The sequence below is a fragment of the Aeromonas dhakensis genome (genome assembly GCF_000820305.1).
Classification (GTDB): Bacteria; Pseudomonadota; Gammaproteobacteria; order Enterobacterales; family Aeromonadaceae; genus Aeromonas; species Aeromonas dhakensis.
The window spans coordinates 58321-79448 of sequence record NZ_CDBH01000032.1 but is presented as its reverse complement, the minus strand read 5'-3'; the positions used below and the strand labels follow the sequence as shown (position 1 = coordinate 79448).

The 21128-nt window shown below is 62.7% G+C and carries 28 protein-coding genes; 17 read left to right on the top strand and 11 right to left on the bottom strand.

Annotated elements, in window-relative coordinates; genetic code table 11:
- Positions 1–102 precede the first annotated feature (102 nt).
- On the top strand, positions 103–1395 hold the full coding sequence (locus BN1143_RS08040) for a LapD/MoxY N-terminal periplasmic domain-containing protein (protein ID WP_042050236.1): 1293 nt from the start codon (positions 103–105) through the stop codon (positions 1393–1395).
- On the top strand, positions 1395–2336 hold the full coding sequence (locus tag BN1143_RS08035; RefSeq protein ID WP_005305209.1) for a TAXI family TRAP transporter solute-binding subunit: 942 nt from the start codon (positions 1395–1397) through the stop codon (positions 2334–2336). The genes BN1143_RS08040 and BN1143_RS08035 overlap by 1 nt, the downstream gene beginning before the upstream one ends.
- Here the strand turns inward: BN1143_RS08035 and BN1143_RS08030 are convergent.
- Entirely contained in the window at positions 2331–3005 is a 675-nt protein-coding gene (locus BN1143_RS08030; RefSeq protein ID WP_017788145.1) for a transglutaminase-like cysteine peptidase, read from the bottom strand. The two genes, BN1143_RS08035 and BN1143_RS08030, sit on opposite strands and share 6 nt — an antisense overlap.
- A gap of 85 nt (positions 3006–3090) precedes the next feature.
- Positions 3091–4005, bottom strand: coding sequence for a zinc ABC transporter substrate-binding protein ZnuA (znuA, locus tag BN1143_RS08025; RefSeq protein WP_042050235.1), 915 nt, complete (start codon positions 4003–4005; stop codon positions 3091–3093).
- Between the two features lie 94 nt (positions 4006–4099).
- On the opposite strand from znuA, the gene znuC reads away from it, so the two are divergent.
- Both znuC and znuB read left to right on the top strand, forming a co-directional pair.
- The gene (gene znuC / locus BN1143_RS08020; protein WP_010636073.1) at positions 4100–4864 is read left to right on the top strand and encodes a zinc ABC transporter ATP-binding protein ZnuC; all 765 of its coding nucleotides are present in this window, start codon (positions 4100–4102) and stop codon (positions 4862–4864) included.
- A gap of 21 nt (positions 4865–4885) precedes the next feature.
- Positions 4886–5665, top strand: a complete 780-nt coding sequence (gene znuB, locus BN1143_RS08015; RefSeq protein ID WP_017765340.1) for a zinc ABC transporter permease subunit ZnuB — start codon at positions 4886–4888, stop codon at positions 5663–5665.
- 109 nt (positions 5666–5774) lie between these two features.
- Here znuB and BN1143_RS08010 read toward each other — a convergent pair whose 3' ends face one another.
- Positions 5775–6665 carry a LysR substrate-binding domain-containing protein gene (locus tag BN1143_RS08010; RefSeq protein ID WP_017778342.1) on the bottom strand — a complete coding sequence of 297 codons (891 nt, stop codon included), beginning with the start codon at positions 6663–6665 and terminating at the stop codon, positions 5775–5777.
- Positions 6666–6756: 91 nt separating this feature from the next.
- On the opposite strand from BN1143_RS08010, the gene BN1143_RS08005 reads away from it, so the two are divergent.
- On the top strand, positions 6757–7614 hold the full coding sequence (locus tag BN1143_RS08005) for a DMT family transporter (protein WP_005305226.1): 858 nt from the start codon (positions 6757–6759) through the stop codon (positions 7612–7614).
- Positions 7615–7624: 10 nt separating this feature from the next.
- Here the strand turns inward: BN1143_RS08005 and BN1143_RS08000 are convergent, their stop codons facing one another.
- Positions 7625–8206: a uracil-DNA glycosylase family protein gene (locus tag BN1143_RS08000; protein ID WP_042050234.1), complete on the bottom strand. Its 582-nt coding sequence runs from the start codon at positions 8204–8206 to the stop codon at positions 7625–7627.
- Between the two features lie 102 nt (positions 8207–8308).
- Between BN1143_RS08000 and rarD the strand changes: the two genes are divergently transcribed.
- Entirely contained in the window at positions 8309–9217 is a 909-nt protein-coding gene (rarD, locus tag BN1143_RS07995; protein ID WP_042050233.1) for an EamA family transporter RarD, read from the top strand.
- Here the strand turns inward: rarD and BN1143_RS07990 are convergent.
- Positions 9199–9933, bottom strand: a complete 735-nt coding sequence (locus BN1143_RS07990; protein WP_005305238.1) for a substrate-binding periplasmic protein — start codon at positions 9931–9933, stop codon at positions 9199–9201. The genes rarD and BN1143_RS07990 overlap by 19 nt on opposite strands.
- Before the next feature lie 44 nt (positions 9934–9977).
- Between BN1143_RS07990 and BN1143_RS07985 the strand changes: the two genes are divergently transcribed.
- Positions 9978–10379 (top strand): GIY-YIG nuclease family protein, encoded by a 402-nt coding sequence (locus tag BN1143_RS07985; protein ID WP_042050232.1) that lies wholly within the window; start codon positions 9978–9980, stop codon positions 10377–10379.
- 105 nt (positions 10380–10484) lie between these two features.
- On the opposite strand, the gene pspG is transcribed toward BN1143_RS07985, so the two are convergent.
- The 4 genes from pspG to BN1143_RS07965 form a co-directional block, all read right to left on the bottom strand.
- Positions 10485–10703 carry an envelope stress response protein PspG gene (pspG, locus tag BN1143_RS07980; RefSeq protein ID WP_010636066.1) on the bottom strand — a complete coding sequence of 73 codons (219 nt, stop codon included), beginning with the start codon at positions 10701–10703 and terminating at the stop codon, positions 10485–10487.
- A 42-nt stretch (positions 10704–10745) separates the two neighbouring features.
- On the bottom strand, positions 10746–10952 hold the full coding sequence (locus tag BN1143_RS07975) for a PspC domain-containing protein (protein WP_005305247.1): 207 nt from the start codon (positions 10950–10952) through the stop codon (positions 10746–10748).
- 2 nt (positions 10953–10954) lie between these two features.
- Positions 10955–11617, bottom strand: a complete 663-nt coding sequence (pspA, locus tag BN1143_RS07970; protein ID WP_017765345.1) for a phage shock protein PspA — start codon at positions 11615–11617, stop codon at positions 10955–10957.
- Between the two features lie 206 nt (positions 11618–11823).
- Positions 11824–12552, bottom strand: a complete 729-nt coding sequence (locus tag BN1143_RS07965; protein WP_005305253.1) for a 1-acylglycerol-3-phosphate O-acyltransferase — start codon at positions 12550–12552, stop codon at positions 11824–11826.
- Positions 12553–12729: 177 nt separating this feature from the next.
- Here BN1143_RS07965 and BN1143_RS07960 point away from each other — a divergent pair, with 177 nt between their 5' ends.
- Genes BN1143_RS07960 through BN1143_RS07945 form a run of 4 tightly spaced genes read left to right on the top strand, consistent with a single transcriptional unit; the run spans position 12730 to position 16501 of the window.
- Positions 12730–13110, top strand: a complete 381-nt coding sequence (locus BN1143_RS07960) for a hypothetical protein (RefSeq protein WP_024943302.1) — start codon at positions 12730–12732, stop codon at positions 13108–13110.
- A gap of 54 nt (positions 13111–13164) precedes the next feature.
- Entirely contained in the window at positions 13165–15207 is a 2043-nt protein-coding gene (locus BN1143_RS07955; RefSeq protein ID WP_042050231.1) for a protein-disulfide reductase DsbD family protein, read from the top strand.
- Positions 15208–15217: 10 nt separating this feature from the next.
- Positions 15218–15973, top strand: coding sequence for a DsbA family protein (locus BN1143_RS07950; RefSeq protein WP_042050230.1), 756 nt, complete (start codon positions 15218–15220; stop codon positions 15971–15973).
- Positions 15974–15976: 3 nt separating this feature from the next.
- Positions 15977–16501: a protein disulfide oxidoreductase gene (locus BN1143_RS07945; protein WP_042050229.1), complete on the top strand. Its 525-nt coding sequence runs from the start codon at positions 15977–15979 to the stop codon at positions 16499–16501.
- A 75-nt stretch (positions 16502–16576) separates the two neighbouring features.
- Here BN1143_RS07945 and BN1143_RS07940 read toward each other — a convergent pair whose 3' ends face one another.
- Entirely contained in the window at positions 16577–17014 is a 438-nt protein-coding gene (locus BN1143_RS07940; protein WP_042050227.1) for an EF-hand domain-containing protein, read from the bottom strand.
- 286 nt (positions 17015–17300) lie between these two features.
- On the opposite strand from BN1143_RS07940, the gene atcJ reads away from it, so the two are divergent.
- From atcJ to BN1143_RS07910, 6 genes are all read left to right on the top strand, one after another.
- The gene (gene atcJ, locus BN1143_RS07935) at positions 17301–17585 is read left to right on the top strand and encodes a cold adaptation protein ActJcold adaptation protein ActJ (protein ID WP_005305278.1); all 285 of its coding nucleotides are present in this window, start codon (positions 17301–17303) and stop codon (positions 17583–17585) included.
- A gap of 23 nt (positions 17586–17608) precedes the next feature.
- Entirely contained in the window at positions 17609–18151 is a 543-nt protein-coding gene (atcA, locus tag BN1143_RS07930; RefSeq protein ID WP_042050225.1) for a cold adaptation protein AtcA, read from the top strand.
- A 12-nt stretch (positions 18152–18163) separates the two neighbouring features.
- On the top strand, positions 18164–18931 hold the full coding sequence (atcB, locus tag BN1143_RS07925; protein WP_005335887.1) for a cold adaptation protein AtcB: 768 nt from the start codon (positions 18164–18166) through the stop codon (positions 18929–18931).
- A gap of 11 nt (positions 18932–18942) precedes the next feature.
- On the top strand, positions 18943–19845 hold the full coding sequence (gene atcC / locus BN1143_RS07920; protein ID WP_042050224.1) for a cold adaptation protein AtcC: 903 nt from the start codon (positions 18943–18945) through the stop codon (positions 19843–19845).
- 222 nt (positions 19846–20067) lie between these two features.
- Complete coding sequence (locus tag BN1143_RS07915) at positions 20068–20319, top strand: hypothetical protein (RefSeq protein WP_024943295.1); 252 nt, start codon at positions 20068–20070, stop codon at positions 20317–20319.
- Positions 20320–20377: 58 nt separating this feature from the next.
- Positions 20378–20752 (top strand): hypothetical protein, encoded by a 375-nt coding sequence (locus tag BN1143_RS07910; protein ID WP_042050222.1) that lies wholly within the window; start codon positions 20378–20380, stop codon positions 20750–20752.
- A gap of 128 nt (positions 20753–20880) precedes the next feature.
- Here the strand turns inward: BN1143_RS07910 and BN1143_RS07905 are convergent, their stop codons facing one another.
- Positions 20881–21093 carry a hypothetical protein gene (locus BN1143_RS07905; protein WP_017765356.1) on the bottom strand — a complete coding sequence of 71 codons (213 nt, stop codon included), beginning with the start codon at positions 21091–21093 and terminating at the stop codon, positions 20881–20883.
- Positions 21094–21128: the final 35 nt, after the last annotated feature.

Below are 21128 nucleotides of genomic sequence, written 5' to 3'. Positions count from 1 at the left end.
GATCGTCTTTTTTAACCATTTTTTCCTATTTTTAAGAGCCGGGTCAGCTCACCTCCGACCCCAGGTTTCAACATGTTGCGATAACTTTTCCATGGAGTGGATATGTCGTTAGCGAAACTGTTAAATCGAATCATCCTGATTTTGTTCCTGATTGGCGCCGTCCTGCTGTTCATGCTGGAAGTCACCACGGTACGGCAATCCATCCTCGATCAGATGTCTGCCAATCTGGAAACCGCCATCACCGCCCTCGGGCTGGTGCTGCAAGGCACCCTTCTCAACGATGACAAGGTACTGGCCGAGACCATAGTCAACGCCATGTTCGATGGCGGCTTCGTCAGCGCGGTCACCCTGCTGGATCCGGATGGTCAGGTGCTGTTTCAGAAGGTCTTCCACACCGAGCAACAGAACGTGCCGACCTGGCTCCCCTCTGTTATCGACATGCCGCCAGTAAAAATTGAGCAGGAGCTGACCGATGGCTGGCGCATGCTGGGCACCCTCACCCTGGAAGGGCACACGGGCTATGCCTACCAGCATCTGTGGAATGCGATCAGCCGTACCGGCACGGCCCTGCTGGCAGGTCTGCTGGTGTTCACCCTGGTGATCTCCTGGGTCTGCAAACGGCTGCTGCGCCCGCTCGAGCAGATCAATCTGCAATTGGTGAAGATCCGCAAGCGCCAGTTCAGTGGCACCCTGGACGCTCCCTGGCTGCAGGATCTCAAAGAGCTGGCCGGCTCGGTCAACCAGCTGGTGTCCGAACGCAAGCGGGATCTGCTGCAGCAGCGGCTCAAGATAAGCCAGCTCGGCAAACAGATCCCCATGGTCAATGAGCCGCTGCAGACCCTGACCTGCGCAGGAGAGGGGCTGTTGCAACAACACTTCTTCTCGACCCAGGGCAGCATTCGTCTTTACAGCCGCCTCATTCCGGAAGTCATCCCGTCACTGAACAGTTCACCGGACGAGATCCGGCACCTGCTCGATCTCTGGCTGCACCATGCAGTCGAGGGATTGCAGCTGCCGCTCAGCCTGCTCGGCCACCCCGACTGGGCTCAATTCGCACCTCTGCTGGCCAAGGGCAGAGGCAAGACCCTCGATTGGCGCTGGGATCAGGAACATGTGCCACCCCTTGCCCAGGAGCGGCTGGCCGCCTTGCAGGAACAAGGGGTGGAGATGGCCTTCAGCGCCATCCCGATGACCAACGAGACCTTCAATCAGCTCGACCCCATCAATCCCGTTTTCATCAGCTGCCAGCCGACCCAGGCTCCGCTCTATTGGAACCTGGTGGCCCAGTGCCTGCACAGTGCGGGCTACACCCTGCTGGCGGAGGCCGGCGACATTCAGGATATCGACACCCTGCGCAACTGGGGCATCGATGGCTACGCCGGCAAGGAGGCATGATGAACAGGACCGGATTGTTGCTCGCCCTGCTGTGGCCACTGCCGCTGCTGGCCAACCCCACCACCATAGCCACCGGCGGTGAACAGGGGATCTATCACCAGATCGCCAAAGAGTTCTGCCGGCTCGCCAACAAGAGCGATGCCGGACTGCAGTGCAAGCCGCAGGCGACCTCGGGCTCCATCGAAAATCTGCGCCAACTGAAAAGCGGCGAGACAAGCTATGCGCTGGTGCAGTCGGACTGGCTTTACCAGGCCAGTAACGGCCTGGGTCCGTATGCCAGTCAGCCACAGCCAGAGCTCAGAGCCATCTTCGCCACTCACGCCGAGCCCTTTACCATAGTGGTGAGGGCCGACGGCGACATCACCAGCCTGGAGCAACTCAAGCTGGCCCCCATCGACATGGGGCTCAAGAGTTCCGGTACCCGCCAGACGGCGCTCGCCCTGTTCAACGTGCTGGGCGCCAAGGAGCAGGATCTCGATCTCAAGAGCGTGGCCAATCTGGCCGAGTCCCTGTGCAGCAAACAGATCGACGCCTATGGCCTGGTGATGGGTCACCCCAACCGCATCGTGCTGGATACCGCCAAGCGCTGCCCCGTGCGTTTCCTGCCGATCGAGGGGGCGACCCGGGATCAGCTGCTCAAAGGGGTCAAGTATTACCAACGCAGCCAGATCCCTGCGCGTATCTATCCGGGCAACCTCAAGGCGACGCCGACCTTTGCCATCGCCGCCACCCTGGTCACCACCGCCAGCACGCCACAGGCCGACGTTTACCGCCTGACCCGGGCCATGCTGGCCCAGCAAACCAAGTTCAATGAGCAAACCTACGGTTACGCCAACCTGTTTCACCAGGCGCGCAATAAAACCGGCCCGGTGCTGAGCATCGAACAGCATCCGGGCGCGGCAAAATATTTCGAGGAGTTGAAAGCGGCGGGCAAGCTATAGCTGACGGCGGGGGGAGCGCAACTGCTCGCTGGAAAAACGGGTCTTCATCGAAGTCCACTGCGCCAACCTGTCGGCACTGCCCGCCAGGGTCCCTTCCCGGCGTGACTTCATGATCCAGATGCTCTTGGCATCAAAACTGTAGACGGGGATGAGATCGGTCCGCTTGCTGCCGGGCAGGATCCGGTTGTTGATGTTGTCGAGCACCATCGGATCCGACTTGGGGGTCGCGAAGTAGAGCGTCACCATGTGGAACTGGTTGTACTTGACTGCCTTGACGTAAGCCAGTCGCAGCTTCTTCTCGTCCACCCCAAGCTCCATCAATGTGTAGTACTTGGAGATGCTGTAATCCTCGCAGTCGCCACCACGGGCACCGATAAACTCCAGTGGGTTGGCCCAGTAATCCGTTTCTCCCCACAATCTGGGGTCATCGCTGTAGGTCAGGTTGTTGAAGTAGTTGTTGACCAGCTCGATCTTCTGCTGATCCGTGGTGCCGGCCCTTGGCGTCAGCAGGCGCGAAAAGGCCTCCGCCCGCTGGAGGGCTCGACCGCCATAGACCTCCTGCAATTTTGCCTGCAGTGCAGGGCTGGCCATGTATTCGGAGAGACGGGAAGCCTGCACGCTGGCACAGCAGAGCGCCAACGTGCAGGTGGGAACGAGCAGCCATTTCATACAAGACACTCCCTGCAAGATGCTGGAGGTCAGTATAGTTGCCCCTGGCTGCCCCAGTGGCGGGCACGCGGGCGCTTCGACGCGGTCAACGGCATTCGGCGAAGGCGTCGGCCAACTGCTGCATGAAGCGGGGATAGCCATCCGGACCGAGCGGCACCTGTTCACCGACTTCGTCCAGCAACAGCACCTTGGCGCCGGTATTGCGGGCGACCGACTCGATCACCGCCGGCGAGAACTGCGGCTCGGCATAGATGCAGCTCGCTTTTTTCTCTTCCAGCGCCTTGCGGATCTCCACCAGGGTCTTGGCGCCGGGGCGTCGCTCCGGGCTCACGGTAAAGTGGCCCTTGGAGCTCATGCCATAGTGGCGCTCCCAGTAGCCATAGGCTTCATGAAACACGAAGTAGCCCTTCTGGTTCACCGCCTTCATCTGCTCGGCAATTACCTTGTCCTTGGCCTCCACCTTGGCCTTGAACGCCAACAGGTTGGCGCGATAACGCTCGGCGTTGGCCGGATCCTGAGCGCTCAGGGTTTCGCTCAGGGCATTGGCGATGACCAGCGCCTGGGTCGGACCCAGCCAGATGTGGGGGTCGACGCCCTCGTGGTGGTGCCCCTCATGACCGTCGTGGCCATGGCCTTCATGCGCCTCGTCGGCGTGCTCTTCATGACCGGCCTGCTTGCTGTAATCAAACAGCGGCATCCCTTCCACCCGGGTCAGGGTCAGCACATGGGGATGTTTGGCCAGCGGCTTGGCCATGAAACCTTCCAGCTCGGGGCCGACCCACACCACCAGATCGGCCTCGTTGATGCTGCGAATATCAGAGGGGCGCAGGGAGAAATCGTGGGGCGAAGCGCCGGTCGGCAGCAACACCTTGGGCTCGCTCACGCCGTCGGTGATGGCGGCGGCGATGAAACCCAGCGGCTTGATGGTGGTCAGCACCTCGAGGGCGCGGACAGGCAGACTCACCGCCAGCAGGGCAGTGATCAGGGCAAGAATTCGCATAGAGATCTCGTCAGGAAGTGTGTGTGTGATAATATAACAAACCAACGTTATTGTTATATTATAACTCTCACAGGCTGTAAACCCCGGAGCTGTCATGACCCAACTGGTGGAGCTGAAAGAGGTCTGTCTTTCATTTGATGGACGACTCGTGCTCGACAAGGTCTCCTTTACCCTGAACAAAGGCAAAATCACTACCCTGGTCGGCCCCAACGGGGCGGGCAAAAGCACCCTGAGCAAGCTGGTGCTGGGTCTGCTCACGCCAGATTCAGGCCAAATCACCCGCAGCCGCGACCTGCGGGTCGGCTATGTGCCCCAGCGCCTCTATCTGGATCCCACCCTGCCGCTGACGGTGCGTCGCTTCCTGCAGCTTGGCAAGAATGGCCGCCTATCCATCGAGGAGGCACTAAGCCGGGTCGGCGCGGAAGACCTGTTGGACAACCGGATGCAGAAGCTCTCCGGCGGCGAAATGCAGCGGGTGCTGCTGGCCCGTGCCCTGTTGGTCAAGCCCGAGCTGCTGGTGCTGGACGAACCGGTGCAAGGGGTGGACATCAACGGCCAGATCGAGCTCTACGCCCTCATCAGCCAGCTGGCCGCCGAGTTCAACTGCGCCGTGCTGATGGTCTCCCACGATCTGCATCTGGTGATGGCCAGCACCCACGAGGTGATCTGTCTCAATCGCCACGTCTGCTGTCACGGCGAACCGGAGAGCGTGGCGCGCCACCCCGAGTTTGCCCGCCTGTTCGGCCGACCGGAGCAGGAGGTGCTGGCGGTCTACACCCACCATCACCACTGCGATGGCGAACACCATCATCATGAACCGCAGGCCCCCGTCATTCGCCTGCCCTCCCGCAATCAATAACGTACCCGACAGGATCATCAAGTGGACAGCTTTCTGTTATACGCCCTCGCGGCCGGCCTCGGCATCGCCCTGCTGGCCGGCCCCCTCGGCAGTTTCGTGGTGTGGCGCAAGATGGCCTATTTTGGCGACACCCTCTCCCACGCCTGCCTGTTCGGCATCGCACTCGGCATCCTGCTGCAGGTGGATCTCACCCTGGCGGTGGTGGTCTGCTGTCTCGCCATGGCCATGCTGCTGGTCATCATGAGCCGCAACCAGCAGGTGGCCACCGATACCCTGCTCGGCATCCTGGCCCACAGCGCCCTGTCGCTGGGCCTGGTCACTTTGAGCTTCATGGACAACGTGCGGGTGGATCTGATGGCCTACCTGTTCGGCGACCTGCTCTCGGTGCAACCAATGGACTTGCTCTGGATCTACGGCGGCGGCGCCCTGGTGCTGCTCACCCTGTGGCGGCTGTGGGATCCCCTGCTCTCCATGACCATCTCGGAAGAGCTGGCCCGGGTGGAAGGAGTCAGGGTCGATGTGCTGCGCTGCGTGCTGATGCTGCTGATCGGATTGGTGATCGCGGTGGCGATGAAGTTCGTCGGGGCGCTGATCATCACCTCCTTGCTGATCATCCCTGCGGCAACCGCCCGCCGCTTCAGCCGCACACCGGAGCAGATGGCCGGCTTCGCCGCGCTCATCGGCTGCCTTGCCGTACTCGGCGGACTGCTGCTCTCCTGGTATCAGGACACGCCGGCCGGCCCGTCTGTCGTGGTCTGCGCCACCAGCCTGTTCGTATTGAGCCAGTTTAAGAAAGCCTGAGCCTAAAGTGGCCTGATCCTTGTAATCAGGTCACTCCACATCCCAGCCCGTCGGTGGTGGTCTGCGCCACCAGCCTGTTTGTGCTGAGCCAGTTAAAGAAAGCCTGAGCCTAGAGAGGCATGCTCTGGCGTGTCTCCATCATCAGCCATTGGCGCAGCCGGCTGATGGCGGGCTCATGGGCCCGCGAGCGCTTGCAGGTGAAGTAGAAAGCATCCCCCGTCTCCAGCTGGTGTACCGGCAAGGCCACCAGCTGGGGATCATCCGGTCGCAGCATGTAGTCGTTCACGAATGCCACCCCCTGATCCCAGGCTGCGGCCTCCATCGCCAGCAACACATGGCTGAAGTGGTGCATCCGCGCCTCCGCCGGGATCACCAATCCCCCGGCCTTGGCCCAACGCTGCCAATCCTCTCCCCGCGCCTTGTAGATGGACTGCACCGACAGCAGCGGCAGTTGCCAGATGGCGTCCGGCCACTCCCCCTCCACCTGCTGCAGCAAGCGGCGGCTGCAGACCGGGAAGAGCCGCTCCCGGTAGATGAGATCGTGACAATAGCCCCGACCGTGGGGCGAGACGGTGATGAAACAGTCCGCCACCCGATCGGAGAGTTCGGGATCCTCCGCCACCATCTCCAGGCTGAGATCCAGCTCGGGGTAGAGCTGGCGCAGCCCCGCCAGGCGCGGGATCAGCCACTTCACCGCAAACGAGCTGTAGACCGCGAGCCGCAGCCGCATCTCGCCACCGCCGCGCAGTTGCTCGCTGCTCTGGGCAATCTGGCCTAGCCCGGCGGAGATCCCCTCGAAATAGACCTCGCCCTGCGCCGTCAGCGACAGCAGCCGACCCTGACGCAGCAGCAGCCGTTCCCCCAGAAAATCCTCCAGCAGGCGGATCTGATGGCTGACCGCGCTCTGACTGACGTTCAGCTCAAGGGCCGCGCGGGAAAAGCTGAGCAGGCGGGCAACTACTTCGAAGTATTGAACGGCGCGCAGGGGAGGTAGCTTCATTATCCAAAATTCTCATGCATGGTGATTTTTTATCATTTTACTGGATAACGAAACGCGGGCTACCCTTCCCTCATCTGACGCAGGAGGTAGCATGAATGCAGTGGGGATCGGCATCCTTTATCTGGTGCTGGGCAATATGGTGGCAGTCTTTTCCGACGCGCTGGTCAAGGTGCTGGAGCCGGATCAGCCGGTGTTCCAGTTCGTCTTCTTCCGCCAGCTCTCCGCCGCCATCCTGCTGACCCCCTGGCTGCTCTGGTCATGGCGTCGCAACCCGCCGGTGGCGCTCAAGTGGCACCTGCTGCGGGCCCATATCTGGGCCATCGGCGTCTGCCTGATGGTGATCGCCCTCACCCGGCTGCCGCTGGCCACCGCCAACGCCCTCTTCTATGCGGCGCCTCTGATGATGGTGCCGCTGGCGGTGTGGCTGGCGGGGGAAGCGATCTCGCGCCAGAAGGTGCTGACCGCCTTTATCGGCTTTGTCGGGGTGCTGATCGTGCTGCGTCCCACCGAGGTGAACTGGGCGGCGCTCGCGGCGCTCGGGGTGGCGCTCTCCATGGCGCTCAACAATCTGCTGATCAAGCGGATCCCGCTCCAGCAGCCCATCGCCCAGACCCTGTTCTTTACCAACGTGCTGAGCATGCCCTTCATCCTGGCGCTGGCCTGGTGGGAAGGGGGCGACTGGCAGTGGCAGATGTGGTGGCCCGCCTTCGGCTCTTCGGCGCTGATCATGGTCTATGCGGGGTTGTGCGTGGTGGCCTATCGCAAGGCGGAGGCGAGCAAGATCGCCTCGGCCGAGTACACCGGCCTGCTGATGGCGGTCGCCATCGGGGTGTGGCTGTTCGATGAGCAGCCGGGCCTGCCGCTGCTGCTGGGGTGCCTGTGCATCATACTGCCGCTCATCGCCATGGCCCGCAGCAAGCCCAAGCCACAGGCCGAACCGGCGCTCTAGCCAACCAGGGTCACCCCAGCAGCGGGGCGACCCTTTGTTGTAGATGGGGGATCACATCCTGCTCGAACCAGGGGTTCTTCTTGAGCCAGAAGGTGTTGCGCGGTGACGGGTGCGGCAGCGGCAACCAGGCCGGACCGTAGTCCGCCCAGCTGCGCACCGTCTCGGTCAGCGACCCTTTCGCCGCATCCCGCAGGTAGTGGCCTTGCGCATACTGGCCGATGAGCAGGGTCAGCTCGATGTTGGGCAGCAGCATCAATACCTTGTCGTGCCAGGTGGGGGCACATTCGGGGCGCGGCGGCAGATCCCCCGACTTGCCCTTGCCGGGGTAACAGAGCCCCATCGGCATGATGGCGATGCGGGATTCATCGTAGAAGGTGGCCTTGTCCACTCCGAGCCACTGGCGCAGGCGATCGCCGGAGGGGTCGTCCCAGGGGATGCCGCTGGCATGCACCCGGGTGCCGGGCGCCTGGCCGATGATCAGCAGGCGAGCGTGCTCGCTGCCACGGATCACCGGTCTGGGCCCGAGCGGCAAGTGTGCCTCGCACAGGCGGCAGGCACGGATCTGTGCAAACAAACTGTCGAGTCGGTTCATGGGCCCGATAGTAGCAGAGTTTTCCCCCGGATCCTGCTTGTGAAAGATTCAGCAGATACTTATTATGCAGCCACATTTGTTTAATTTAATAAACGGAGCGAGATGAAGAACTGGATGGGCACCGGCAGCGCGGCCCTCTCATTCGTGCTGTGGGGCATGCTGCCCCTCTATTACCAGTTCATGCCCGCGGTCAACATGTGGGAGCTGCTCTCCCACCGGGTACTCTGGTCGGCGGTGCTGCTGGGGATCCTGTTCCTCGTCGTCGGCTACCGGGTGCCCTGGGCGCGGCTGCGCAGCGAACCGCGCCAGCTCGGCCTCATCCTGCTGGCCGGCCCCGTCATGTCCATCAGCTGGTGCATGTTCACCTGGTGCCTCACCACCGGCCAGGTGCTGGCCACCAGCCTCGCCTTCTTCATGACACCGCTGTTCAACATCGTCTTCGCCGTGTTGTTCCTCAAAGAGAAGCTCACCCCGCAAAAACACCTGGCGGTGGCGCTGGCCCTGGCGGGGCTGGCCTACATGCTCTTTTCTTACGGCCAGCTGCCCTGGTTCTCCCTGGTCATGGGGGCCAACTTCGCCCTCTATGGCCTGCTCAAGAAGAAGGTGCACTATGACGCCGGCGTCAGCCTCTACCTCGAAGCGCTGGTGCAGCTGCCCGTCGCCCTGCTGATCATCGGCGCTCTGGCGGTGAGCGGCGCCAGCCAGTTCGTGGCCGGTGACTGGACCGAGCGACTGCTGCTGATGGGCAGTGCCCCCGCCACCCTGCTGCCAGTGGGGCTGTTCTGCTATGGCATGATGCGCACCCGCATGAGCACGGTGGGTCTGCTGCAATATATCGAGCCCAGCCTCGCCTTCCTGCTCGCCATCTTCTGGTTTGGCGAGACGCCGGATCCGGTGAAATCGGTGGGGTTTGCCTTCGTCTGGGCCGGCCTGCTGGTGAGCCTGCTGCCGCTGCACAGGCTCGGGCGCCATCTGCGCCGCAACGCCGACGCTCAGGGTCTGCCGCGGTAGGACTCTAGGATAGCGTGCCACTTGGGATCCCGGTCCATCTGCTCGGCGATGTCGTTCAGCCTGTCATGCAGATCGCTGCGGGATTTTGGCAGCAGTATGTGGCGGGTATAGCTGGACTGGGCGAAGGGCGAGACAAACAGCTTGCCCTCGAAGGCGGGGTCGTGGGTGAAGAAGGTGAGCGCCGAGCCCGGCACCAGGGTCACGTCGATGCGGCCGCGCACCAGCAGGCTGAAGTTGGTCTTGACCTTCTTGGCATCCACCCGCACCAGATCGCCTCTGGCCGACGCCTCGTCGATCCCCTGATAGTGGTACCCCTCGATGCCGCCGAAGGTCATCCCCTTGAGCGAATCGGGCCCGCGATAGGTGACCGGTCTGTCGGCACTCGAGATGAGCTCGTTGGTATCGCGCATGATGGGAAAGGTCCAGAGGTAGCGCTCGCGCTGGGGATCCCCCACCCAGGCGGGATTGACCCAGGCCACCAGACCGTCAAAGCCGGGATCCGACATTTCCAGCGCCAGTCTGGCCCGATTCACCAGCCAAAGTTCCAGCTTGGGTTCTCCACCAAGCTTTTCATTGAGATACTTGACCAGATCCCGGCTCAGACCGCTCTGCTCCCCGGTCATGAAGGGGGGGTGCTGATGATAGTCGTAGAGACGCAGCGTCTCGCCATGAGCCGATATCGACAGCAGACACCACAACCACCACCATGCTCGCATCGCACCTCCTTGGGCTGCTCTTGAGTGTGGCACAGAGAGATCGAATGAGAAAACCCCCTAGCGGCGCCGAACCGGCTGCCTACCCGCCCACCAGCCACTGGTTCATCTACATGGTGCGCACCGCCAGCGGCCTGCTCTATACCGGGATCAGCACGGATCCGGCTCGCCGCCTGCGCCAGCACCAGAGTGGCAAGGGAGCCCGCGCCCTGCGCGGCAAGGGGCCACTGACCCTGGCGTGGCAGCAGGCCGTCGGCGAGCAAGGGGCGGCGCTGCGCCTCGAATACCGGCTCAAGCAGCAGAGCAAAGCCTTCAAGGAGCAGCTGATCACCCAGCCGGAGCGCTGGCTTGCCTGCAGCGAATCATGGCTGGCCGCCGCCCGGCCACAAAAAAGGCCGCTGCATGCTGCGACCAGGGAAGGATCCGATAACAGGGAGTGTCAACGGTAGGCATTAACCTGCTTGCGCCGGCAGCTAATGAACCAGCGCACCCCAGCAGACACAAAAAAGGCCGCTGCATGCAGCGACCAAGGAAGGATCCGATAACAGGGAGTGTCAACGGTAGGTATTGGCTTGCTTGCGCCGACTGCTGATGAACCAGCACACCACCAGCAGCACCAGCAACCAGGGCGCCAGCTTGATGATGAGGGCAAACATGCCGGCCAACGCGCCAAACAGCACGAAGACGCCGCTCACCAGCAACATGGCCAGCACTGTGAATCCGGCCAGCGCCATGCCGACCAAGACCAGCATCAAGACGATAAATTCCAGCATGTTGTGCTCCTCACAGGGTTGATGCGGCCAGATGACCCGGGGTCAATCCAGCCAACGCTTCAATTCACGACGGGGCGGCATGATCAGCACCGCCAGCAGATAGATGGCCAGGGCCAGGGGCGGCATCAGGATCAACGCCATCAGGGCCGCGACCCGCACCGTCACCCTGGAGAGCCCCAGCCCGTTGGCGATGCCGGCACAGACTCCGGTCAGCTTGCGATGGGCAAGATCCTTCGGCCAGGGCGTCATGGTTATGCCTCCACCTTCTGACCCTTGAGGCGGGCCAGTTCCCGTTCAATCTCGTCGTTCAGCTCCAGCTCGCGGAACTGGGCCTCCAGCGAGGGGTTCTGCCCCAGGGTTGCCGCTTCCAGCTGAGCTTCCAGCTGATCGACCCGCCCCTGAAAGCCGTCAAAACGGGCCATCAGCTCGTGCATGCGCTGGTTGTCCACCTGGGCACGGGCCCGCAGCCGGCTGTGGGCGGTCTGCTCACGCAGGGTCAACATCTTCTGCTTCTCACGCGCCTCGGTCAGCTTGGCAGCCAGCCGCTCGCTGTCGGCGGTGAGCTGGGCCAGCACCTCGGCGACCCGCGCCTTGTCCTGCTCCAGCTGTTCACACTTTTTGACCTCGGCCAGCTTCTCGGTCAGCGCGGCCCGGGCCAGATCCTCACGCCCCTTCTGGATGGCGAGCTCGGCCTTGGCCGACCACTCCAGGATCTGGTGTTGCAATGCCTGCTGATGGCGCTCCAGCTGCTTCTGTTCGGCGATGACGCGGGCGGCCTGGGTTCTCATCTCGACCTGGACCTGCTCCATCTCCTCAATCATCAGCCGCAGCATCTTCTCCGGCTCTTCGCTCTTGTCGAGCAGGCTGTGCAGGTTGGCATTGATCACGTCGGTCAGGCGGCTAAATACGCTCATGGTCTGGCTCCTTGTTGATGGGATGACAATCTCTTTCCATAACATTACAAGAGCCGTGCCAAAATGATTTTTCCTTTACTTACATATAGATGAGGTTTTGTCAGGTATTTTTAACACCGTCTTAGTGGCGAAAAATACCGATCTAGTGGTGATTTTCACCAATAAAAAAGGGAGCCAACGGCTCCCTCATGCAATCAGTGACAGGCTCAGGCGGCGCGGGTATGGCCGAGCTTGCTGTCCAGTTCGACCAGCTTGGCCTCCATCCGGCTGCGGCAGATTTCGGACAGCTCGCGAATGCCGGCGGCGCCGTGCTCCTTGCTGCAGACAGGGGCCATCACTTCCAGCAGCACCTCGCCGTTGTCCCAGCGATTGAGATCGATCTGGCCGAAGTAGCTGGAGCAGACGATGGGCACCACTGGCACCTCAGCCTGCACCGCGGTATGGAAGGCACCCGCCTTGAATGGCAGCAGGCCGCGCCCCTTGGAACGGGTCCCCTCCGGGAACATCCAGATGGAGGTGCCACGCGCCTTGATGCGATCCACCACCTGGCCTATGGTGCCGATGGCACGTGAGCGGTTGGAGCGGTCGATCAGCACGTTGCCGGAGAGCCAGAAGATGAGGCCGAAGAAGGGCAGCCACAGCAGGCTCTTCTTGCCCACCGCCACCACGCCGGGCTGCACCGCGCCGGTCACGGTGAAGATGTCGTAGTTGCTCTGGTGGTTGCAGACGTAGACGGCCGGTCCCACCGACTTCACCTCGTCGGCCACCGTCACCCGGACCTTGAGGCCGATGAGCGGACAGACGGCGTGATACATGCGGGCAAAGACATAGACGTTGTTGGGATGGCGCGGACGCACCAGGCACAGCAGCAGACCGAACAGGAACCAGAAGATGAGCAGCAGACCAAGCAGCAGCACACGGGCAATTTTGAGCATCGAACACCTCGGATTTTGACTCGGCGCAGTATACTGGTCCCCCTTTTAGCGAACAAGCGTTCGCCAGACAGAACCGACCACCCTTCGCCACTCGCCCCTGAGCCATAAAACGGACGGCGGCTTGCCCCACCCGGCATTGGCCGTTAGGATGTGGCCATCTTGATGAACGGGGCGAGCATGATTCACCAACAACGCGTGGCGAAACGACTCCTGCTGCTGGTCTGCCTGCTGGTGCTCAATTGCGCTGCCCAGCCGCTGGCCCGGCTGGCCCTGCTCGATCACGCCATCAGCTGTCAGGCCCTGCCCCAGTTCGCCGCGGCCGACGACCAGGCCGACAAGGGCACGCCCGCCAGCCCGCAGCCCAACAGCTGCCAGCTCAACGGCAAGTGGTTGAGCGCCACCACCCTGCTCTGCCTTGAGCAGCTGTTCTTTGCGGTGGCCCTGCTCATCGCCCTGCTGGCCCCGCTTTGGCGCTACACGCCGCCACTGCCGCCGCCACGGGCTGTTTCGCCCCCCGAACGACGACTTCACCTCACCCTCTGTGTCTGGCGGGAATGAGTTCAGCCGCGCTTTTTCAGCCTGCTGTCATTCATTTTTTGCGAGACAACATCTATGTCAACTCTCTTCAAGGCGAGCCTGCTGCTGGGCTGCCTGCTGTGGCAATCCACTGGATTGGCCAGCGATACGGGCTGGCTCACCAGCCCCCAGAACGATCACGCCAAGGTCAGGCTGCAAGCCGACCGCAGCGTCCCTGACCAGACCCGCATCCTGCTCGAGGTGGCCCTCGAATCCGGCTGGAAAACCTACTGGCGCAGCCCGGGTGAAGGGGGCATAGCGCCCCAGATCCTGTGGGAGCAGCCGGTCGGCAACTTCCAGTGGCACTGGCCCACGCCGCGCCCCTTCGAGGTGGCCGGGCTCAGCACCCAGGGCTATCAGCAACAGGTGCGCTTCCCCCTGAGCCTGGACTCCCCCGCCGGGCAGCCACTCAAGGGCACCTTACGCCTCTCCACCTGCAGCAACGTCTGCATCCTGACCGACTACCCCTTCACCCTGGCGGCGGATGGGCAGGCGCCGGCCGGTTTCGACTTCGTCTGGGCCCAAGCCATGAGTACCTTGCCGCAAACGCTGCCCGCCGATACCCGGGTCGAGCTCGGCTACCAGCACAACCAGCTGCAGCTGCGCGCCGAGCGGGCAGAGGGTTGGCAGGAGCCTGCGCTCTTTATCGATGCGCTGGAGGGGGCCGAGTTCGGCAAGCCCGCGCTCGAGGTGAGCGGCAATACCCTGATCGCCCGGGTCCCGGTCAGCGACGGCTGGCAGGGGGATGCCCCTGACTTGCGCGGCCAATCCCTCAGCCTGTTGCTCGGCAGCGGCGATGAGGCCTGGCAGACCCGCGCCACCATCGCCGATCCCCTCGCCCTGCCGGCCCCAAGCCAGCCGCTCATCTGGCTGCTGGGGGCGGCGCTGCTCGGCGGCCTCATCCTCAACCTGATGCCCTGCGTGCTGCCGGTGCTGGCCCTGAAACTGGGCACCGTGCTGCAACAGCAGGAGAGCGAACAAGGAGGCGTGCGCAAGCAGTTCCTCGCCGCCAGTGCCGGCATCATCACCTCCTTCTGGGTGCTGGCGGCCATGAGCAGCCTGCTGCGCGCGACTCAGGGTGCCGTCGGCTGGGGGATCCAGTTCCAGAGCGCCGGTTTCATCGGCTTCATGGTGGCGGTGACCCTGCTGTTTTGCGCCAACCTGCTGGGCTTGTTCGAGATAAGGTTGCCCAGCAATCTCAACACTCGCCTCGCCACCAGCGGCGGCAAGGGGCTCGGTGGCCACTTCCTGCAGGGGAGCTTCGCCACCCTGCTGGCGACCCCCTGTTCAGCCCCCTTCCTCGGCACCGCGGTGGCCTTTGCGCTGGCGGCGCCGCTCGGCCAGCTCTGGCTCATCTTCACGGCGCTCGGCCTTGGCATGAGCCTGCCCTGGCTGCTGGTGGCGGCCCTGCCGCGCCTCGCCCTCTGGCTGCCCAAACCGGGCCGCTGGATGGGGCGACTGCGCATCCTGCTCGGGTTGATGATGCTGGGCTCCAGCCTCTGGCTGGCGAGCCTGCTTGGCAACCATCTGGGCAGCACGGCTACCGGCTGGCTGATGGCCGCCATGCTGCTGGCGCTGCTGATTGGCATCCTCTGGCGCTATGGCATGCGCGGTTTCACGCTGGCCCTCTCCCTCTCGGCACTCATCGGCGGCGCCCTGCTGCTGGGTGGCGCCCTCACGGCGCAGGGGTCAGGCAGCGTCGATCGGGTGGTCTGGCAGCCGCTCACCGAACAGGCCATCGTCGATGCGCTGGCCCAGCGCAAGCGGGTCTTCGTCGACGTCACCGCCGACTGGTGCGTCACCTGCAAGGCCAACAAGTACAACGTGCTGCTGCGTGACGAGGTGCAGAGCGCCCTGTCGGCCCCGGACGTGGTGGCCCTGCGCGGCGACTGGAGCCGGCCGAGCGATGCTATCTCCGCCTTCCTGCGCCAGCGCGGCGCGGCCGCCGTCCCCTTCAACCAGATCTACGGGCCCGGCCTGCCAGAGGGAGAGATCCTCTCCCCCCTGCTGGACAAGGCCGACTTGCTCGACGTGTTGCACCAGGCCGGCCTCGTCCGGGCCGATGTCACCCATTTTTAAGGAGAATCCCATGACCCTGCGTACCCTGAGACTGCGAACCCTGACCCTCTGCACCGCCCTGGTTGCCGGCACCCTGAGTGCCCCCTTGTTGCAGGCGGCGCCCTTCACCCCGGAGCAGGAGGCGCGCATCAAGGAGCTCATTCGCGAGACCCTGGTCGCCAACCCCAAGATCCTCGACGAGGCGGCCGAATCCTGGGAGAAACAGAACGCCGCAGCCCAGGAGGCCCAGCTCGGCAACTTCATCAAGGGCAATCAGGATGTGCTCTTCAACAGCGCCACCAGCCCGCGCCTGGGGGCCAAGAATCCCAAGCTGACCCTGGTGCTGTTCACCGACTACAACTGCCCCTACTGCAAGCAGTTCGATCCCCGCCTGACCAAGCTGCTCGAGGCCTATCCCGACGATCTGGGGCTGGTGGTCAAGCTGCTGCCGTTCAAGGGGCAGAGCTCAGCCAAGGCGGCCCAGTACAGCCTGACCCTCTGGCAACAGGATCCGGCCCGCTTCCTCGCCCTGCACGACAAGCTGATGAGCAAACAGGGGATGCTGACCGAGGCGGACATCAACAAGGCACTGGCGGCCACCGGCAACACGGCCCTCAAGCCCGATGCCAAGGCCACCGAGGAGCTGCGCAACAGCCTTCGCATCGGCACGCTCCTTGGCGTGCAGGGGACCCCGGCGACGCTCATCGGCAACCAGCTGGTGCCGGGCGCCCTCCCCTATGACGAGCTGGAGCAGCTGGTGAAGGCCGAGCTGGCCAAGCGGAGCTAAGCCATGGCGGAGGATGCAGTCGTAAAGGCACCCCGCTGGCGCCGTTGGGGCAAAGAGGCGCTCTGGCTGCTGCTGATGGCGCTGGTCATCTCCACCCTGCTGGATCTGTGGCGCAGCCCCAGCCTGCCGGCGGGGGCCATGGAAGCCCCCTTCACCCTGCAGGATGGCACCACCACCAACCTGGCCGAGCAGAGCCGCGGCAAGCCGCTGCTGGTCTACTACTGGGCCAGCTGGTGCGGGGTGTGCCGCTTCACCACACCGACCGTGGAGAGCCTGTGGCAGGAGGGTGAAAACGTGCTGACGGTGGCGCTGCGCTCCGGCAGCGATGAGCAGTTGCGCGCCGGGATGGCGAAGAAGGGGCTCGCTTTTCCCACCCACAACGATGAGCGGGGAGATCTGGCCGCCCGCTGGCAGGTGGGGGTCACCCCCACCTTCCTCGTCATCAAGGATGGGGCGCTGGTGAGCAGCACCACCGGCTGGAGCTCGTGGCTCGGGCTCAAGGCCCGTCTGCTGTGGGCCTGCTGGTAATCCCGTCAGCCCAGCAATGTATGCAAAGAGCCCGGTATCACGACCGGGCTCTTTTTCATCTGAAGGCTGACAAGCCTATTTCGTGGGCGCCATGGCGCCCTGACCGAGCCGCCCCCTGGCGCTGGCCCGCTCAGCCTCGTCGAGTACCCCGTCCCCGTTCTTGTCCATCCGGGTGAAGAGGGCCTCATGGCGCGCCATGAACTGCGCCTTGGTCGTGTCCTGCATCGGCCTCATGTTGCCCATGTTGCCCATGTTTCCCATCTTGCCCGGCATGGCCTGGCCGGACTGCTGCATCGCCTCGTGCATCTTGGCCATAGCGGCCTCTCTCTCGGCCACCGACAGGGTGCCATCCTTGTCGGTGTCCTGCCGGGCAAAACGCTGCTCGGCTCTTTCCATGAACTGGGCCTTGGTGATGTCCCCCTTGATGAACATCAAGGGCTCGTCGATGCTCTCATCGGCGGCGATGGCAAGGCCGCCCAGCAGTACCATTGGCAGAAGATAAAATTTGAGCATGGCTGTCCATTCCTTAGTAAGGGTCTCGGCCCGGCCGAGGCCTGCTGAAGATCGCCAGGGCAACGCCCGGCGCCTCCTGTAGTGTAGCCCCGGTGCCACCCCCTACCGGGAGGCAGATCGCAAGGTGCACCGACCGCCCTCCCCTGGTTACTTTTCTTCCTATTCATGGCGATGGCCGCCTGTTTGCGTTAAAATGTCGGGTTTTTGCCGAGCCTGGTTTGCCAAGATCCCCGCCGCCAGGCCAGCGCAGGGTCAATTCCACGATGCCAGTGAGGCAGGATCCGTCATGAACAACTACTTCCGGGTGTTGGGCGTCAAGTCCAACGCCAGTGAAAACGACATCAAAAAAGCCTATCGTCGGCTGTCGAACCAGTACCACCCCGACAAACTGCACGGGGCGAGCGAAGAAGAGAAAGAGCAGGCAGCCCTCAAGCTGCACCAGGTAAAGCAGGCCTATGAAGTGCTGTCTGATCCGAAACAGCGGGCCGCCTTCATCAAAGATTTCAACAACGTCATCGTGACCGATCCCGCTGCTGCCATGCAGGAGATGTGGGACCAGTTCTACCCCTGAGCCACCAGGCAAGAAGAGCGACTATGCAAAAAAAATGGGACCAGGCACGGCTCAAGGCCCTGCAAAGCGATGCCAGCGAGAATATCGAATCCTACCGGGATCAGGACGACCCCAAGGGGCTCGAGCAGTTCACCGACCAGATGAAGGCCCTGCTGCTGGCCGACATGAGCATGCTGGAGTTCATGCCCGAATACCTGCCGCTGGCTCTCTATGGCCGGGTGCAGTTCCCGGCAAAGGCCAAGGGGCAGTGGAACAAGTGGCTCACCAGCGGCGAGCAGCCGAGCTGGGACGAGTTCAAGGTGAGCGTCGGCTTCAACAACGCCGCCCTGCCGCTGGTCAAGGCAGTGCGGGCCCAGAGCGAAGATCAGCTGATGGAAGCCTGCGCCGTGCTGTTTCTGCTCGACAACCCGTTGCCACGCGGCAGCCACCGTGCCGATGACGACTATGAGCTGCGCGACGAAGAAGAGGAAGACGGGGAAGATGCCGACGCCGATTATCATGGCGGCAGCGACCGCTATGGCGACGACCAGGGCGAGCAGGATATGTACGACGAAGTCCGTTTCTAATTGGGGCAAGGCATGAGCAACAGTCTGATAGAAATTACCGCCATCGAGATCAAAGAGCTGGCCGTTATCGAGCCGAAGCAGGCCAGCGAGAAGTTCGAGCTGATCGCCAAGACCATGTCTGACGACCAGCTGGCAGAAGTGATTGAAAACATTGATATCGTTACCCTGACCCAGATCAACGGCCAGCACGACATCTCCTTCCCCTCCATCATCTCCGAGCTGATGACCCCGGAGCGGATCCGCGACATCGTCTGCCAGCAGCCGCTCTACTGGGAAGAGGCGATCAAGAACAACGCCGACGAGCTGCAACAGCACACCTTCGACTTCCTCAACTACCTGATCCGCACCCAGGATAGCGAAGCCAAGCAGCGCGAGATCCTCGAGTGCGTGGCCGAGGATCCGGCCGGTCTCTTCTACCTCGCCATCCCCTTCATCGAGTTCTATCGGGGCGATCGCTATGAAGAGGACGAAGGCTATCGCGACGTACTGCACGCCGAAGAGGAAGATCTCGAAGAGTCCCTGCGCTACAGCGAGCGCCAGCAGAGCGAGGATGTCCACGACTATGCGCTGGATGACCCGAGAAGCCTGTTGATGCTCATTCGCGAGCTGGCCCCCGAGGTGGAGAAAGCCATCAAGGCGCTGCTGCGCAACGAGCACTCCACCTGGGACGGCATCATCAACAAGTTTGCCGCCGAGCTGGTAATGCAGGCCAAAGAGAAGAACAAGGTCGAGGAAGACGAGTACGGCGACGTCGACGACATGTTCAGCTTTCTGGATTAAGGAGCCCATTCATGCAGTTAGTCATTCGCGATGCCAACCAGGGCCCCTTTCTGACCCAGGTGCTGCGCTTTGGCCGCGACAATGAACGTTTGAGCGAGCAACAGCTGGCCGCCATCAAGGGCAAGGCGGTGCTGATGAGCCTCAAATTCGCCGACAAATACTACAACAAGTACAAAATGCACCTGCTGGAGCAGGCCGCCCACGACGTCATCGGTGTGGTGAGCCTCGGCCTGCAGGAGCTCTCGGCGCGGGATCCGGCCAAGGCACTGGCGCTGCTGCAGGCGCCGGAAGGCCCCATCAAACCGTTCCAGAAGGGCTGGTCAATGCTCATCACCGTCAGCCCCAAGCAGGCTGGCAACAGCCTCTACGGTGACGTGGATGCGCGGCTCTTGGACAAGATCTCGAGCCCGCCCGATGTGGAGGAGTGGCAAGGGTGGCAGGAGTACGAGAAGGCGCTGACCGAGCACAACAAGAGCCGCCTGATGGAACTCATCGACCAGCACTTCTTCGCCTGCGAGAGCGACCACCCCACCATGGAGGACAAGCTGGCCGAAGCGCTGCTCTACCGCATCCTCTGCGGCAAGGGCAGTGGCGCCGCCCCGCTCAAGGTGAAGCAGGATCTCAAGCGCAAACTGGCGCGGGAGATTGAGCTCGACGAGGGCTGGTATGACACCGACTACCTCGCCGCCCAGCTGGCCCTGATGCTGAATGCGCTGCCCGCCGACGTGGCCGCCGCCCTGCGCCAGGAGCTGAGCCCGGGCTTTGTGCCCAACCTGCTGCACACCCTCGGCTTTGTGCGCCAGTACCAGCAGTTGCAAAAAGAGGACGCCTCCCCGGAGAAGCTCGACAACATGGAGATGCGCGCCGGACTCAAGCACCCCCTGCTCGGCTGGCCGCTCTATCACGACTTCTGATGGCGGGTCTTTCCCTTCACCCTGTTCCAACGCCCGGCTTGCCGGGCGTTGTGCTATCCAGCGTCCCGTTTTCAGCACAAGCCCTGGCCGTGAACACCGAGCTCGGCAGAAAACTACCCCGTAAGCGTCATTGGCCCCATTTTTGACAGGGATATAATGACTCCCCCATACAAGCCGCAGGGGAGTAAGGCCGTGAGCAGAAAGCCCGACAGGATCACCGCGATGCAGCAGATCATCGACGCCGTGAAGGCGGAGTTTCCGCTCTACCAACCGGATACCTTCAAGTGCGGGCCGGACAACACCTGTATCGGCTGCCCCAAGAAGCTGATGGAGCTGGTGGATACGGACCTCTGCTACTGGCAATATCAGATCGATCGCGGCATCCCGCCCTCCTTCGACGAGATCCAGCGCTTCGGCAAGATGTGCACAAACATCCGCCGGGCCCTGGTGCGCAATGGCCGCATCCCCGCCTGAGCGCCTCATCGCAGCCAGGGCTAAGGTCCCCGCCGACAACATCTGAGAGGAACCGTTTATGACCCAGGAGAGGATACAGACCCGCTACACGCTGGATGGCCCCCTTGCCAGCCGTACCGAGCTGGAGCAGGCTATCGCCCAAGCCATCGAGGCCCACAGACAGGACTTCTTCCCCCTGCTGGAGCGACTGGTGGATGTGGGTGACAGCCGGGTCAAGCTCAGCCAGAAAGATCCACTGCGGGTACTGGAGGTAGAACTCGACGAGGCTAACACCGGCGGCAGTGCGCGCCTCAACTACGAGTCCAACTTCGCCGAGAGCTGCCGGCTTATCGACGAATATGACCAGCACCAGACCAGCGTGGCTTTTACCCTCAACGGGGATCAGCTCGTCTTCGATCTTGAGCTGCCCATTGCCTGGAACTTCGACAACTAGGGCCACTCTACGCCTTCGCCCGGCGCCCAGCCCATCACAAGAAAGGAGCCTTGCCGGCTCCTTTTTCACTGACTCACCGCATCGCGCGGCTCGTCCCGCCCTCTGCTTCACATCTCAGGTGAGGTAGTTCAGGTGAGATAGTAACGCCACGACCGGACCGGTTCGGCGAAACCGACCCGGATGCAGAAGGGCGCCAACTCGTGATTGGCCTGCTCCAGGCTGAGGGTCTGGTGGGCATCTTCCTGGCACCACTGCACGAACTCGCCGCTGTTGAAGCTGTAGTGATCCCCGTGAAAGACTCCGTGGGCCTCGATCAGCCCGATGGCTTTCTCTGTTTCCATGATTGGCCTCCCGGCATTGTGCTACACCCTTCAAG

Bases quoted from the DNA above. Each gene is read 5' to 3' on its own strand.
- BN1143_RS08005 (WP_005305226.1), top strand. From the start codon at position 6,757: ATGAATGCAGTGGGGATCGGCATCCTTTATCTGGTGCTGGGCAATATG.
- atcA (WP_042050225.1), top strand. From the start codon at position 17,609: ATGCAAAAAAAATGGGACCAGGCACGGCTCAAGGCCCTGCAAAGCGAT.
- BN1143_RS08000 (WP_042050234.1), bottom strand. From the start codon at position 8,206: ATGAACCGACTCGACAGTTTGTTTGCACAGATCCGTGCCTGCCGCCTG.
- BN1143_RS07945 (WP_042050229.1), top strand. From the start codon at position 15,977: ATGGCGGAGGATGCAGTCGTAAAGGCACCCCGCTGGCGCCGTTGGGGC.
- BN1143_RS08040 (WP_042050236.1), top strand. From the start codon at position 103: ATGTCGTTAGCGAAACTGTTAAATCGAATCATCCTGATTTTGTTCCTG.
- BN1143_RS07975 (WP_005305247.1), bottom strand. From the start codon at position 10,952: ATGACGCCCTGGCCGAAGGATCTTGCCCATCGCAAGCTGACCGGAGTC.
- BN1143_RS07955 (WP_042050231.1), top strand. From the start codon at position 13,165: ATGTCAACTCTCTTCAAGGCGAGCCTGCTGCTGGGCTGCCTGCTGTGG.
- BN1143_RS07940 (WP_042050227.1), bottom strand. From the start codon at position 17,014: ATGCTCAAATTTTATCTTCTGCCAATGGTACTGCTGGGCGGCCTTGCC.
- BN1143_RS07985 (WP_042050232.1), top strand. From the start codon at position 9,978: ATGAGAAAACCCCCTAGCGGCGCCGAACCGGCTGCCTACCCGCCCACC.
- BN1143_RS07910 (WP_042050222.1), top strand. From the start codon at position 20,378: ATGACCCAGGAGAGGATACAGACCCGCTACACGCTGGATGGCCCCCTT.
- znuA (WP_042050235.1), bottom strand. From the start codon at position 4,005: ATGCGAATTCTTGCCCTGATCACTGCCCTGCTGGCGGTGAGTCTGCCT.
- BN1143_RS08030 (WP_017788145.1), bottom strand. From the start codon at position 3,005: ATGAAATGGCTGCTCGTTCCCACCTGCACGTTGGCGCTCTGCTGTGCC.
- pspA (WP_017765345.1), bottom strand. From the start codon at position 11,617: ATGAGCGTATTTAGCCGCCTGACCGACGTGATCAATGCCAACCTGCAC.
- pspG (WP_010636066.1), bottom strand. From the start codon at position 10,703: ATGCTGGAATTTATCGTCTTGATGCTGGTCTTGGTCGGCATGGCGCTG.
- atcB (WP_005335887.1), top strand. From the start codon at position 18,164: ATGAGCAACAGTCTGATAGAAATTACCGCCATCGAGATCAAAGAGCTG.
- rarD (WP_042050233.1), top strand. From the start codon at position 8,309: ATGAAGAACTGGATGGGCACCGGCAGCGCGGCCCTCTCATTCGTGCTG.
- BN1143_RS07965 (WP_005305253.1), bottom strand. From the start codon at position 12,552: ATGCTCAAAATTGCCCGTGTGCTGCTGCTTGGTCTGCTGCTCATCTTC.
- BN1143_RS08035 (WP_005305209.1), top strand. From the start codon at position 1,395: ATGAACAGGACCGGATTGTTGCTCGCCCTGCTGTGGCCACTGCCGCTG.
- BN1143_RS07990 (WP_005305238.1), bottom strand. From the start codon at position 9,933: ATGCGAGCATGGTGGTGGTTGTGGTGTCTGCTGTCGATATCGGCTCAT.
- BN1143_RS07905 (WP_017765356.1), bottom strand. From the start codon at position 21,093: ATGGAAACAGAGAAAGCCATCGGGCTGATCGAGGCCCACGGAGTCTTT.
- znuC (WP_010636073.1), top strand. From the start codon at position 4,100: ATGACCCAACTGGTGGAGCTGAAAGAGGTCTGTCTTTCATTTGATGGA.
- atcC (WP_042050224.1), top strand. From the start codon at position 18,943: ATGCAGTTAGTCATTCGCGATGCCAACCAGGGCCCCTTTCTGACCCAG.
- BN1143_RS08010 (WP_017778342.1), bottom strand. From the start codon at position 6,665: ATGAAGCTACCTCCCCTGCGCGCCGTTCAATACTTCGAAGTAGTTGCC.
- BN1143_RS07960 (WP_024943302.1), top strand. From the start codon at position 12,730: ATGATTCACCAACAACGCGTGGCGAAACGACTCCTGCTGCTGGTCTGC.
- BN1143_RS07915 (WP_024943295.1), top strand. From the start codon at position 20,068: ATGCAGCAGATCATCGACGCCGTGAAGGCGGAGTTTCCGCTCTACCAA.
- atcJ (WP_005305278.1), top strand. From the start codon at position 17,301: ATGAACAACTACTTCCGGGTGTTGGGCGTCAAGTCCAACGCCAGTGAA.
- BN1143_RS07950 (WP_042050230.1), top strand. From the start codon at position 15,218: ATGACCCTGCGTACCCTGAGACTGCGAACCCTGACCCTCTGCACCGCC.